The organism is uncultured Rothia sp., assembly GCF_916715725.1.
GTDB lineage: Bacteria > Actinomycetota > Actinomycetes > Actinomycetales > Micrococcaceae > Rothia.
Genome location: NZ_CAKAPD010000016.1, coordinates 19,079 through 32,206, shown reverse-complemented (window position 1 = coordinate 32,206; position 13,128 = coordinate 19,079). Strand labels below are relative to the sequence as shown.

Genomic DNA, 13,128 nt, shown 5'->3' with positions numbered 1-13,128 from the left:
TGGATAGAACATCCAAAGCCGCCGCCTTCTGCGTTATATGCGATGCCCGCCCCAGGGGAGAGCAACGAGCGCGTAGAGAAATCTAGAGTATTACAGCTGGTCCTGGCGAGGAATGAACACCTCACGCACCAGAATCAGCATGGAAGCTGCCACAGGAATAGCAATCAGAGCACCCAGCACGCCCCAGAGAGCGCCACCGGCAGCCACCGAAATAATCGCAACACCGGCAGGAACCGACACCGCACGAGCCATAATACGCGGAGAAATCAGGTACGCCTCCACCTGCAGGTACAGGAAGTAGGCCACCGCAAACCACAGCGCCATACTCCAGCCCTGAGTCAGCAGAATCAGCGAGGTCAAAATCAGCGCAATCACGCCACCAACCAGCGGAATGAACGCCAGAATCATGACCACCAAAGCCATCAACTGCGGGAAGCTAAAGCCCAGAAACAGCATAATAAAGAACGCCACAAAAGCATTCAGAACAGCAACCAGAGCCTGACCCATCACGTAGTTACCCACCGACTCAGTAATCTTGTCGGTAATGTACTTGACGCGCACACGCTTAGAAGCCGGCGCCAGACGAACACCCCACGCCTTGATGGTGTCCATCGAGGTGAGGAAGTACAGGGACAGGAACAAGACAATAATTACGCCGGTCACGCTCTGCGCCAGAGTAGAACCCGCAGAAACCAGGCTCGACATGAAGCTATTGACCTGAGACGAAGAGAAGGTCGACTCCAAGAACTTCGGGACGTTCTCATTCACCCAGGTGCTGATATCAAAGCGCTGATCAAGCTCGTGGTACCAATCAGAATCGATCGTGTTCTGATAGATACCCGGCGCGTACTGAACAAACTTAGAAGCCTGCTCGCTAATAATCGGGCCAATGGTCATGACCAGACCGGTCACGGCGCCAGCAAAACCAGCAAGCACAGCAATCACACCGATACCGCGCTTAATACCCCACGACTCCAGACGGCGCACAATCGGGTCCAGACCCAGAGCAATGAAAATAGCGCCGGTCACCCAACCCACCAGGGCACCCACATTATTGAAAATGTAGTAGGCGAAGAGCGCCAGACCCACGCCCACGGTCATGAGGAAACCAAAAGCGACCGGGTTATGCATCATCGAGGTCTTACCGTTGCCGACCACCTTCGGTGCGGGAGGCGCATCCTCAGAAGCGGCGGGAACCACCGGAATGGTATCCGTAGGAGGCATGGACGCGCGGCGGCGGTTAGAACGCACCTGGCTAATGCTCTCGGTTATCTCGCTGAAGGTCTCCGTTAACTGATCGGTGAGGGATTCCTTCTTGCGCGTCTCGGAGGACGATGACGTCTCTTCGGGAGCTGCTGAGGCTTTCTTCTCGCTCATGCTCTTCCTTTCCGGAACATTTCCGGGTATTTTTCTCTACTGTGCCATTCTACCGGCTGGTTTACTTTGTTACGGCGTCAAGGGTGAACGCTAGAGATAGGGGAGCGCAAGTGGGAGAGGTATCTGCGCGCTGTTCAAGGATTAGCCTAAGCGCTAGTCCCGGCATGAGCTCAGAGCGTAGGCGGCAGGGAACGCGCGCTCGCAACGGCGCGTTGTGGGGATAATAGAGGAAGGAACGCGTGAAGGATTTAGCCCGCACGCAAGAATAGGTACAGAACGTAAAGGAGCCCAGGATGAGCATTATTTTTGATCCGGCAGACTGCGGCGCATCCCAGAACGCGGCGCAGGGTAACGTTGCCCAGGGTGGGGCAGCACAGAACGGTGCGGCGCAGGAGATTCCCGCCTCCGTACGCAACGCCATGGAGCTGAACCCCAACGCGGCACAGAACGCAGCGGCACAGTCTGCTGGCGCACAGGGTGGCGAGCAGACCCCCTCCGCACCCACCTGGCGCTACGAGGTCAACACCCCCGAAGAGTTCCAGAAGTTCGTGCAGCTCTCCAGCCAGGGCGCCGTGATTTTCGCGCTCTATGCGCCCCATTCACCGTCCTCACTGCAGATGCTCGAGGGCGTGCAGAAGCTTGTGGACTCCGCCGCGGGTAGTATGATTTGCGCCGCCGTGGACGTCACCAAGCTCCCCGAAGCTGCCCAGGCGTTCGGCGTGAGCGGTGTGCCCGCGGGCGTTGCCGTTCTGGCGGGTCGCCCGGCACCGATTTACACCGGTCCGGTCAGCGCAGAAGACCTTGGCGATGTGCTCTCCCAGGTTCTGCAACTCGCGGCACAGTACCAGCTGCCCGGCGGCTTCGACCCGGTCGTTCCCGAAAATGAAAAGCCCCTGCCGCCCCTGCACGCAGAAGCTGTCGCCGCCCTCGACCGCGGCGACCTGGAGGGTGCCCGCGCCGCATACCGCAAGGCAATTGCCGAGAACCCCGGCGATAAGGAAGCGAAGCTCGGCCTGGAACAGGTCGAACTGCTCGCCCGCGTGAAGGACCTGGACATGGCAACCGAACGCGCGGCGGCCGCGGCAGACCCCATGAATATTGACGCCGCATTCAATGTAGCCGACCTGGATCTGGTGGGCGGCCACGTGGAGGATGCATACAACCGTCTGCTGCGCCTGTTCAGCGCTGTTGGTCCCGACGATAAGGGGCGCGTGCGCGAGCGCCTCGTGCAGCTCTTCGACGTGGTGGGTGCATCTGACCCGCGCACTGTCAAGGCGCGTGCGGCACTGACCATGGCGCTGTTCTAAAAGACGCTGTCTTTAGGGAAGCGTCATGAGCCGGTCTAACCGGCTGAAACTTTGAATCTGGAACTTTGAATCTGGAGTTTTGAATACGGGCGGGCTATCGTCTACCCACGCACTCGTGCTGTGGGGTAGGCGGTAGCCCGTTCTGTGTGTGCGGTTTTTGGCGGTTGTGAGGTGGGGGAGAGCAGGCGACTCAACCTGTCTGATAGAGCGCTAGGACGCTACACATAGCACCCCAGAATGTCCATATTATGCATTGTGAGTACTTAATAATGCAGGTTTCATCACCAAACCTGCTAGACCTCATGGGGGGGTGGTAGGGTAAAAATATGAACACTAGTCACTTTTCCCAGGACCCCAATCTGAACGAGCCAGGTTCACCGCAGAACCCGGTACAAGAGACCGCAGTAGAGGCAGCACCCGCCGCGGCAGTACCTCAAGCTATAGTCCCCGAATCTGCAGCGCCGGAAGCTGTAAACCCTGAGCTTGCAGCTCCGGAAGCTGTAGTTCCCGCATCGGTAGCACCTCAGCTACCCGTCACCCCGCAGACCGCACCGGCGGCTGGCGCTCGCCCCGCAATCGAAATCCGCGGCCTCACCAAGGCATTCGGTCAGAAGGTCGCCGTCGACCGCATCAACCTCGACATCCCCTCCGGATCCTTCTACGGACTGGTCGGCCGCAACGGCGCCGGTAAAACCACCACCATCTCCATGGTCACCGGCATGCTCAAGCCCAACGAAGGCACCGCATACGTGCGCGGCATCGACATGTGGACCGACCCGCTCAAGGCGAAAGCACACCTGGGCGTGCTACCCGACGGCGTGCATCTCTTCGATAAGCTCACCGGCGAGCAGCTCATTACCTACTCCGGCTACCTGCACGGAATTGATAAGGAAACCGTTGCCTCCCGCGTCAAGGACCTGCTCGCCGCAATGGATCTGACTGACGCTGCGGGCCGTGCCGTTGCCGACTACTCCGCCGGTATGACCAAGAAGATTGCGCTCGCCGCCGCCCTCGTTCACGCGCCCTCCGTGCTGATTCTTGATGAGCCCTTCGAGGCGGTCGACCCGGTTTCTGCCGCTAATATTCAGGATATTCTGCGTGGCTTCGTTGCCTCCGGCGGAACTGTCATTATCTCCTCGCACGTGATGGACCTTGTCCAGCGCCTGTGCGACCACGTAGCCGTCATGGACTCCGGCCGTATTCTCGCCGCCGGAACCGTCGACGAAGTACGCGCCGGCGTGAGCCTTGAAGAACGATTTGTGCAGCTGGTCGGTGGCCGCACCTCCTCGGAAGGATTGTCATGGTTGGGCACCTCGTCTCACTAAAGTGGCAGTATGTGCTCGCTTCCTTCCGCCGAAGCATCTGGGCGCTCATCGGCCTAATTTTTGCGGCGCTTTATGCGGGCGGTATGCTCTTCGGCCTCGGCTCCGCATACGTTATCGCTAACTCGGAGGTACCCGAATACGGTCAGCTCGGCGCCCTCCTTGTAGGCACCGTTGTGGCGCTCGCCTGGGCTATCGTCCCTATCTTTTTCAGTGGCCTGGACGGCACCCTGGACGAGAGCCGATTCGTGCTCTTCCCCATCAAACCCTCCACCCTTCAGAAGGGCCAGTTCCTCGGCGGGTTCGTGGGTATCCCCGGTATCGCCAGCATCATTGCCGTGCTGCTGGGCGCTATCGCGTTTATATCGCAACCGCTCGCGCTGGTCGTGTACCTCATCTGCTGCGTGCTCGGCCTTGCGAACCTCATGGTGTGGGCACGTCTCGCCAACCGCCTGGGCATGGCGCTGAACGATAACCCGCGCATCGCCAACACCCTGATGATCGTTGCCATGCTACTGATGATGAGCGCCGGCTTTATCTTCGGTGGAACGATAACCTACCTGACCAAGCACTGGGAAGAGGTGCTGCCCTACCTGCCGTGGCTGGGCGTGACGCCCTTCGGTTCCGCGTTTGCTGTGCCCTACTTTATGGCGACCGGCAATATGGGTGTTGCCCTTGGCTGCCTGGCTCTGACCCTCGTCTACCTGGCTGGCGGTTGGTTGCTGTGGGGTAAGAACCTGGTACGCTCCATGGCGAATGTGGGCGGTAGCGCCCACCACGCCAGCGCTGCCGAAGTCGCCGCGGGTGATTTGGGCCTGTTTGCACGGTTCCCCGCAACCCCGCGTGGCGCCGTAGCGGCACGAACCCTGCACTCATTCCTGAAAGACAACCGTCTGCAGCTGCTGACCGCAAGCACCGCCATGCTTTACCTGATACTAACGGTGGGTATGCCGCTGTTCCTGAGCTCTGTAGGGTCCGTTAAAACTCATGTTGATTTTAATGGCATCAACGCGGCTGAAGCCAACCAGATTATCAATAGCGGCGTCATGCAACTCTTCGGATTCTGGATGTACTTCTGCACCGTTTTCACCGGCTACTACATGTGCTACCTCGTCTCCTACGACAACACCGCATTCAGCCTGCATGTGCTCTCCCCGCTACGCGGTATTGACGACCGCATCGGCAGGCTTTGGGGTTACAGCATCCTGATGGTTCCGATCGTAGTAGTGATGGTGTTCGTCGCCTCAGCGGCAAATGGACACCTGGAGCTTTTCCCCATTGTGCTGATGCACCAGCTGGGCGTGTTCGCTGCGGCGGCTGGCATTGGATGCGTACTAGATACCTTCATTAGTCCTCCCGTGGCGCCTCCCGGGGCTAACCCGTTCAAGAACCCGAAGAACACTGACGGCTTCGCTAAGCAGCTGCTTCTGATGCTCTCTATAGTTCTGGTGATGCTCAGTGCGCTACCCGGCGGTATCTCTGTTGTTGTGTATATTTTCCGCACGCAGGATGTGCTGACCCTCGTCTACGGTGGCTTGATTCAGCTGCTGATTGGTGCCGCACTGCTCGTGGGCGGCGTGGCGTGGGGCGGCCACCGCTACGACAAAGTCAGCTCCAAGATGCTGGAGCGCGTGGCACGCTTCCAGGCGAACTAACAAGAGTCGAAGCTCCAGCACATCAGGAATAAAAGAGAAGGGTTCCGTGTTAGGTACTAAGCCTGGCGCGGAACCCCTTTTCTGTGCCGCCCGAACTTCTAGCAGAAAGAAGCTCACCGCAATACCTAAGAGTCTATGGCCAAGCTGTGGCCTGCCTCCATATTGACCGCCCGGGGGCTCAGCACCTCCCAACTGCTACTAAAATAGAGAAGGCGCCAATCACCCAACCGTGCAGCGGCACCCCTCACCCTATGTATCCCACCTCATCATCAAGGAGAAACATGAGCTCGATCGAAGGCATCGAAGACCCCTTTGGCCCCGGAACCGCAGGCGGCACCGCCCTGCTCGAACGCGAAGAAACCCAGCTTTCTGAGCCCGGCGACCACGAGCGCTTCTCCCACTACGTACGCAAGGAAAAGATTCTCGAATCGGCGCTGACCGGTGAACCCGTGCGTGCCCTCTGCGGCAAAATGTGGGTACCCGGCCGTGACCCGCAGAAGTTCCCCGTCTGCCCCCAGTGCAAGGAAATTTACGAAGGTCTCGCACCCGGCAACGACGGCGACAACGGCTCCGGCGAATAATACGCGCCAGGCGACACGCCTCAGACAACACATCTCAGACAATACGCCTGAATAAATACGAATAAATAACACGCCGCAACAGCGAGACTCAACGGCCCAACACCGCTCATGAGACTTTGCTGACGAGCACTAAATTCTTGCACCACAGCCCGGCCCAACCCGCGGATGTGGTGCTAGAATTTAACCTCGCTGTGCCCAGACCGCCAGAGCACCAGAAACACCAGAGCACTGGAACACCAGAGCGCCCACCACCTCCACACGGGGGAGAAGCGCCCTGCGCTGAGTCGGCGGGAGGAATCAGCAGAGGTAGACGAGGAAGAAGGAGAGAATGAGCGCACCCGCAGAGGAACCCACCCTATTCGACAGTATGGTGAAGCCGAAGCTCTCCCCGGCATACCCCGACCGCGCCCCCTGGGGTACCTCCGTCAGCCTGCGCGCCTGGCAGGCAGAAGCCATGCAGAAGTACTTCGAAACCAACCCCCGCGACTTCATGGCAGTCGCAACCCCCGGCGCGGGTAAAACCACGTTTGCGCTGACCCTCGCCAAGGAACTATTCAACCGCGGCACGGTCCGCCAGCTCATCGTTGTGGCGCCCACCGACCACCTGAAAAAGCAGTGGGCAGACGCCGCCGCGAAGGTCGGTATTCCCATTGACCCGAACTTCAAGAACGCGGATGTGACCATCAGCCGCCACTACAAGGGTGTGGCGCTGACCTACGCGCAGGTGGCGAATAAGCCGCAGCTGCACGCCCGCAACACCGAAGAAACGAAAACCCTCGTAATCTTCGACGAGATTCACCACGCCGGTGATTCCCTTTCCTGGGGTGACGGCCTGCGTGAAGCGTTCGACGACGCGACCCGCCGCGTGGCACTGACCGGTACCCCGTTCCGTTCGGACACCTCCCCGATTCCGTTCGTCACCTACGAGGTCGATAATGACGGTATCCGCCGCTCCAAGGCGGACTACTCCTACGGCTACGGCCCCGCCCTGAAGGACCACGTGGTGCGCCCGGTCATCTTCATGGCGTACTCGGGACAGATGCGTTGGCGCACCTCCGCCGGTGAGGAAATGGCGGCAAACCTCGGTGAGGGTTTCACTAAGGACATTACCTCCCAGGCGTGGCGAACCGCCCTCGACCCCAACGGCGAATGGATTCCGACCGTGCTCGCGGCAGCTGATAAGCGCCTGACCGAGGTGCGCCGCACCGTGCCCGATGCCGGTGCGCTTGTCATCGCTACCGACCACGCGGACGCCAAAGCCTACGCCGAACAGATTCAGAAAATCACCGGCGAATACCCCGCCGTGATCCTCTCTGACGACCGTGAAGCCTCCGCAAAAATTGATGAATTCCGTGAAGGCATGCAGCGCTGGATGGTCGCCGTACGCATGGTGTCCGAAGGTGTGGACGTGCCCCGCCTCGCCGTGGGCGTGTACGCCACCAGCACCAGCACCCCGCTATTCTTCGCCCAGGCGATCGGCCGTTTCGTGCGTGCCCGCAAGCGCGGCGAAACCGCCTCCGTGTTCCTGCCGTCGGTGCCGCAGCTGATGATGCTCGCCAACGACATGGAAGTAGAACGCGACCACGCCCTCGACCGCGGCGCACCCCAGGAAATTGACCCTATGGTTGAAGGCCTGGACGATCACCTCCTCGAAGAAGCAAACCGCGAGGAACGCGCCTCCGAGCAGCTGGCACGCGGCAAGTTCGAGGCGCTCGGCTCCGAGGCGTCCTTCCACGGTGTGCTGTTCGACGGTGCCGAGTTCGCCTCCGGCAACCTTGCCGTGGGTAGTGAGGAGGAGCAGGACTTCCTGGGTATTCCGGGTCTGCTGGATGCCGAACAGGTCGGTACGCTGTTGCGAGCGCATCAGCGTGAGCACGCGGCACGCCGCCCGGCGACTGCGGCGCCTTCGGTGGTGGATCACCGCCAGTTGAAGGAGCTACGCAATAAGCTGGCGAAGAATGTGGCGGCGTGGTCGATTCGTTCGGGTCAACCGCACGGCGTGATTCACAATGAGCTGCGTAAGATTTGTGGCGGCCCGGCGGTCGCGCAGGCTTCTGCTGAGCAGATTCAGGCGCGTATCGATAAGCTGTCGGACTGGTTCGTGGGCCGACGCTAGAACGTGGACAGAACGTAGAGAAAAGCCTCGCGGGTGTGTATGCGCTCGCGGGGCTTTTGACGTGTGGAGGAAAGCTGTACCTCTTTGAGTGATTTTTACCTGAAGGTTTTCTCAGGTGCTTAAAAGCACATACGCGGAGAAAATAAGACGGTTAGATAGTGGGAATAGGTGGTTCTTAAAAAACTTAATGTTGGTTTTTGCCCCCTAATTTGAGAAAAACATCGTCTGAAGGTTGTTTATGGAAGATGTATCAGAGGGATTTAGGGGAGAAATGTGTGTGAATAAAAGTTCAAGTACTGGTTGAATACTGCATGTCAAAGTGGGTTTATGGAAGATTATGTGCGTTTTTCGCTTGAAAATTTAATACGGGGGGGGGGGTATGCTTTCTCCAAGTGTTGGGTTTCCCTGTGCTTTTGAAGCTGACCTTTGTGTTTTTTGTTCTTCTGGGCGTGCAGGGGCTGACGCTTGTATAGAAACATCATGCATTCACTCTCTTCTGCACGCTATCTTCACTTTTGTGTGTGCGTTTGCCCTGCGTGGATTTATCGGCCGCGTTCTTGGTGGGAGTGAGTGCCCAAGATATCACTCTCGAAGGACATACATGTCTACTAACATTTCTCGCCGCAAGGTTGTTGCTGGCGCAGCATGGGCTGCTCCGGTTGTCGCAGCATCTGCTGCAGTTCCCGCTTTCGCTTCTTCCACTGTGTGTGAGTACGCAAGCGATACCGTTGCTGACTACACCATCTCCGGTACCGACGCAGGTGCTAAGGGCACCCAGTCCTTCGTCGTTCCCGAGAAGGTCGACAAGATTAAGTTCGTTGTTATTGGTGGTGCTGGTGGTACCAACTATGAGGATATCCTCGCAGGTTCCGGCGCTAAGCTGACCGGTGAAATTGCTGTGAAGCCCGGCCAGACTGTGCAGCTTGTGGCTGGTGCCGGTGGTATCGGTAACGGCCCTCTGAAGCCCGCAGATGGTGGTGAGGGCTACGGTAACGGTGGTTCCTCCAACCTGCCTACCCCGATTCCTAACAGCGTTATGCAGCGTGTTAATGCTGTGTGGCCTGCAGACTCTGCAAACAAGCGTATTACCTACTCCGCATCCGGTGGCGGCTCCTCCGCTCTGGTTATCGATGGTACCCCCGTTGCTGTTGCAGGTGGCGGCGGTGGCGCTGGCTTCATTAACTCCGGTGGCGCTAACAACAACGAAAAGTTCGCCTTCCCTGGCGCGGTGAATGCTGGCTACCTGTGGCCCACTGAAAAGCCGCGTAACAAGCAGCGCAACGCTTACCCCGTTATCGGTTCCACCGGTGGTTCCGCTGAGGCTGCTGCAGGTTCTGCAGGTAAGGAAGGTTCGCTGGTTCGCACCGCGGACACCACTCAGGTCACCATTGTTGAGCCTGGTAAGGGTGGTTCCGCAGGTATCGGTGGTAACGGTGGTACCAAGACCGCTCTGCCTACCGACAAGTCCACCAATGGTGTAATCGGTTACTACTCCACCAACAACCAGGAAATCTTCCAGTCCTCTAACTCCGGTAACGATGGTGGCGCAGGCTTCAACGGTAACGGTGGCGATGGTGTGGGCTCCTACTCCTACATGCTTGACAACAACGATACCTCCCGCCCTGAAGTTATCACTCTCAGCAACGGTAAGACGAAGGCCCTGCACTACTACGGCAGCGACGAGCCTGACGATGCACCCAACGGTGTTAACTGGAACGGCTATGAGTCTGTCATCTCCGCAGGTGGCGGTGCAGGCTACGGCGGCGGTGGTTCCGGTGCTTCTACTTCCTCGATGGGTATTATTCTGACCCAGAAGTGGAACAACAACCCCAACGGTATCCGTCAGAACACTGACTTCGGTCAGCTTGGCGGTGGCGGCGGTGCGGGTGGCTCCTACATTGCCCCCAACGCTTCCGGCGGCCGCATCGAGACTGCTGGCAATGCTCCCACCAAGAGCGGTACCCGCGGTAACGGCTCTGTTGCAGTGTTCCTCTGCAAGCGCTCCTAATAGCGTGCTTATCCGAGTCCCCCTCTTGGGTTACTCGGTGGGTTAGATACTAGCCCCTCCGGTTCTCCCGCTCCTGAAATTTTCCTCAGGAGCGGGAGAATCGGCCCCTAAGTTTTAGTCCTTCCAGTGGCGCATCCGCGCATATCTGGCATGAGGACTGTGTACTTCTCTGGCGAGTGGTCTCTTGGTGTATTTTGGCCACTCACGGAGAACGCCATTGAGTGATGTCTCGTTGAGTCTCAACGATGAAACCAATGGCTTTGAGGAAAAGGTTGGTAGTAATGCGCCAACTGGAAGGCCCGCAGACACTTTGATGTCTGCGGGCCTTCGCTATGTCTGAGAAATGCCGGGTTGGTCGAAGTCATGGCGTGGTGAGTTGAGAATGTTTTTCGGTGTCTATACTCTAGAAAATGAATATTGCACTCAGTGCACATAGGTGTAAATTATTCACCCCACTCAACCTGCATCCTCTCAATCCTCATGAAAGAAAACCTTATGCCACACAACGCACACCCCACCCGCCGCACCATCCTCACCGGCGCTGCCTGGGCACTGCCCATCATCGCAGCCTCCGCAGCCGTACCCGCATACGCCGCCAACGGCGCGCAAACCGGCACCTCCCACACCATCAAGGGACAGGCAAACGGCCGCAAGACCGTCAAAACCTTCACCGTCCCGGCGGGCGTACACGAACTCAGCTTCACCCTTACCGGCGGCGCGGGCGGCACCGTCATGACACGCAGCCAGGGCGGATGCGGTGCCAAGGTCACCGGCACCGTCAGCGTCACCCCGGGCGCAACCGTAGAAATCGTCGCGGCAGCCGGCGGCATCGGCGTGCTTGAGCGCGTCACCCGCAATGGCGCAAGCTGGAACGAATCCAAGCCCGCCACCGGCGGCGAAGGCTACGGCAAGGGCGGCTCCTCCGCCGCTCAGGTCACCGTTCCCGCAGGTCCGAAGGCTATTATCGACGCGGCAAACCCCCGCACCTACGGTAACCCCACCGCAGGCGACGGTGCACCCCACACCCACTTCAAGCGCAGCATTTACGCCGCATCCGGTGGCGGCTCCTCCGCACTGCTGGTCAATGGCACCGTGATTGCTATCGCTGCAGGTGGCGGCGGTGGACACGTGCGTAACTCCAGCTCCACCGCACCGCTGCCCGGCTCCAGCTACGCCATTAGCCCAGTCTGCGGCCTGGAATGGGTGCGCGGCGGCTCCGGCGGCAATGCAGAAGCCGCCATGGGCTATGAAGGTGCTGCCGCAAGCGATGCGTACAGCGTCGAGGCGAACCTGCAGATTATCGCAACCCCCGGCACGGGTGGCTCCGGCGGTCGAGGTGGCATGGGCGCTATCGCAGACACCCTGCCCACCGGTGACCACGGTCTGGTCGGCTTCGGCTCCCAGAACAAGCAGGCCATCCACAGCACCAGTACCGCGGGCGCAACCGGCGGCACCGGCTTCAATGCAAACGGTGCGGACGGCGTGGGTGCGTACGCCTACCAGTACGACAAGAATGACCCCGCGAACCTGACCGGCACCGCAACCGCACGAACCACTAGCATCACCATCAGCAAGAACTTCTTCGGCTACCAGACCGTGGTGTCTGCTGGCGGCGGCGCAGGCTACGGTGGTGGCGGCTCCGGCGTGGCGAACGCAGTTTCGGCAATCATCATCTCGCAGCAGTGGTGCAACAACCCGAAGAACCCGCGCCGCGCGGTCGGCTACGTTCAGCAGGGCGGCGCCGGTGGTGCAGGCGGATCCTACCTGGCGCCGAGCGTGCGTAACGGCGCGATTGTTGGCACTAAGGAGGCGCCGGCTGGCCCGAACGTGCGCGTGAACGGCATGGCGGAGGTCCGCTTCAAGTAAGCGGCTCAGCTGACTGACTAGCCTCGGTTACTCGCGTTGTATCGCTAGATAAGTCGTGGGCACGCTAAGTCATCGGCACAGTAAGTTATCGGCACAGTAGAGGCGGGGAGCCTGGGATGTACTATCCCAGGCTCCCCGCCTCTGTATCTTCAAGGTCTCTGTATCTTTAGTACCCGCCTGAAATGGCGAGTTACCTCAAGCGATAGTGGAGGTTAGAGAACCTCAACCACCTCAACGCCCTCATCTTCAAGCTCGGCAACCACGTCGTCGAGCTTGTCCTCGTGCACGGGCGCAGTCAGGTCAACCAGAACGCGAGTCTCGTAGCCTGCATCGACCGCATCGCGAGCGGTTGCCGACACACAATAATCGGTGGCGATACCGACAACATCGACGAACTCGATACCGCGCTCATCCAGCCACTCCGACAGGGGAGTCTGCGGACCGTCCTCAGATGCATCCGCACCAGGCTCGTGCTCGCCGGTCGCGACCTCATCCTCGGGAGCGAGAAGACCCTCAAAACCCGAGTAGGCTGCCTCGAAGCGGCCCTTGCGGAAGTACGCCTCAATGTAGTCGGTGTCCAGGTTCTCGTGAATCTGCGCGCCTTCGCTCTTGGCGACGCAGTGCACCGGCCAGGAGTCAACGTAGTCGGGGGTGTCAGAGAAGTGCGAGCCTGGATCGATATGCCAGTCCTGGGTGGCGACAATCGCGTCGTAGCGGTGGTGGTTGTTCTCCACGTATTCGCTAATCAGCGCGGCAACGTCCGCACCGCGCTCGGTGGCGAGGGCGCCGCCGGCGCAGAAATCGTTCTGCACGTCAACAATAATCAGTGCCTTAGACATGTCTGTCCTTTACAAGTAGGAATGAGTTTTCACTCTGATTCGCCAGGTGAAAAACAG

Annotated in this window: 9 protein-coding genes; 7 read left to right on the top strand and 2 right to left on the bottom strand. The window is 59.3% G+C overall.

Annotated features, from left to right (window positions below):
* Positions 1-90: 90 nt before the first annotated feature.
* Positions 91-1,377 carry an AI-2E family transporter gene (locus QZ822_RS08345; RefSeq protein WP_294643922.1) on the bottom strand — a complete coding sequence of 429 codons (1,287 nt, stop codon included), beginning with the start codon at positions 1,375-1,377 and terminating at the stop codon, positions 91-93.
* A 293-nt stretch (positions 1,378-1,670) separates the two neighbouring features.
* Between QZ822_RS08345 and QZ822_RS08340 the strand changes: the two genes are divergently transcribed.
* The 7 genes from QZ822_RS08340 (at position 1,671) to QZ822_RS08310 (ending at position 12,232) form a co-directional block, all read left to right on the top strand.
* The gene (locus QZ822_RS08340) at positions 1,671-2,684 is read left to right on the top strand and encodes a co-chaperone YbbN (protein ID WP_294643921.1); all 1,014 of its coding nucleotides are present in this window, start codon (positions 1,671-1,673) and stop codon (positions 2,682-2,684) included.
* 326 nt (positions 2,685-3,010) lie between these two features.
* The gene (locus QZ822_RS08335; protein WP_294643919.1) at positions 3,011-4,009 is read left to right on the top strand and encodes an ABC transporter ATP-binding protein; all 999 of its coding nucleotides are present in this window, start codon (positions 3,011-3,013) and stop codon (positions 4,007-4,009) included.
* Positions 3,985-5,661: a transporter gene (locus tag QZ822_RS08330; protein WP_294643917.1), complete on the top strand. Its 1,677-nt coding sequence runs from the start codon at positions 3,985-3,987 to the stop codon at positions 5,659-5,661. Before QZ822_RS08335 ends, QZ822_RS08330 begins: the two co-directional genes overlap by 25 nt.
* A 281-nt stretch (positions 5,662-5,942) precedes the next feature.
* Entirely contained in the window at positions 5,943-6,242 is a 300-nt protein-coding gene (locus tag QZ822_RS08325) for a DUF3039 domain-containing protein (protein ID WP_005506434.1), read from the top strand.
* Positions 6,243-6,570: 328 nt separating this feature from the next.
* Positions 6,571-8,358 (top strand): DEAD/DEAH box helicase, encoded by a 1,788-nt coding sequence (locus QZ822_RS08320; protein ID WP_005507820.1) that lies wholly within the window; start codon positions 6,571-6,573, stop codon positions 8,356-8,358.
* Positions 8,359-8,959: 601 nt separating this feature from the next.
* Entirely contained in the window at positions 8,960-10,366 is a 1,407-nt protein-coding gene (locus tag QZ822_RS08315; protein ID WP_070847434.1) for a hypothetical protein, read from the top strand.
* Between the two features lie 495 nt (positions 10,367-10,861).
* Positions 10,862-12,232, top strand: a complete 1,371-nt coding sequence (locus tag QZ822_RS08310) for a hypothetical protein (RefSeq protein ID WP_294643914.1) — start codon at positions 10,862-10,864, stop codon at positions 12,230-12,232.
* A gap of 212 nt (positions 12,233-12,444) precedes the next feature.
* On the opposite strand, the gene QZ822_RS08305 is transcribed toward QZ822_RS08310, so the two are convergent.
* Entirely contained in the window at positions 12,445-13,071 is a 627-nt protein-coding gene (locus QZ822_RS08305) for an isochorismatase family protein (RefSeq protein WP_049354837.1), read from the bottom strand.
* Positions 13,072-13,128: the final 57 nt, after the last annotated feature.

Excerpts from the sequence above, each read along its gene's own strand:
- QZ822_RS08345 (WP_294643922.1), bottom strand. The coding sequence starts at position 1,377 with ATGAGCGAGAAGAAAGCCTCAGCAGCTCCCGAAGAGACGTCATCGTCC.
- QZ822_RS08340 (WP_294643921.1), top strand. The coding sequence starts at position 1,671 with ATGAGCATTATTTTTGATCCGGCAGACTGCGGCGCATCCCAGAACGCG.
- QZ822_RS08335 (WP_294643919.1), top strand. The coding sequence starts at position 3,011 with ATGAACACTAGTCACTTTTCCCAGGACCCCAATCTGAACGAGCCAGGT.
- QZ822_RS08330 (WP_294643917.1), top strand. The coding sequence starts at position 3,985 with ATGGTTGGGCACCTCGTCTCACTAAAGTGGCAGTATGTGCTCGCTTCC.
- QZ822_RS08325 (WP_005506434.1), top strand. The coding sequence starts at position 5,943 with ATGAGCTCGATCGAAGGCATCGAAGACCCCTTTGGCCCCGGAACCGCA.
- QZ822_RS08320 (WP_005507820.1), top strand. The coding sequence starts at position 6,571 with ATGAGCGCACCCGCAGAGGAACCCACCCTATTCGACAGTATGGTGAAG.
- QZ822_RS08315 (WP_070847434.1), top strand. The coding sequence starts at position 8,960 with ATGTCTACTAACATTTCTCGCCGCAAGGTTGTTGCTGGCGCAGCATGG.
- QZ822_RS08310 (WP_294643914.1), top strand. The coding sequence starts at position 10,862 with ATGCCACACAACGCACACCCCACCCGCCGCACCATCCTCACCGGCGCT.
- QZ822_RS08305 (WP_049354837.1), bottom strand. The coding sequence starts at position 13,071 with ATGTCTAAGGCACTGATTATTGTTGACGTGCAGAACGATTTCTGCGCC.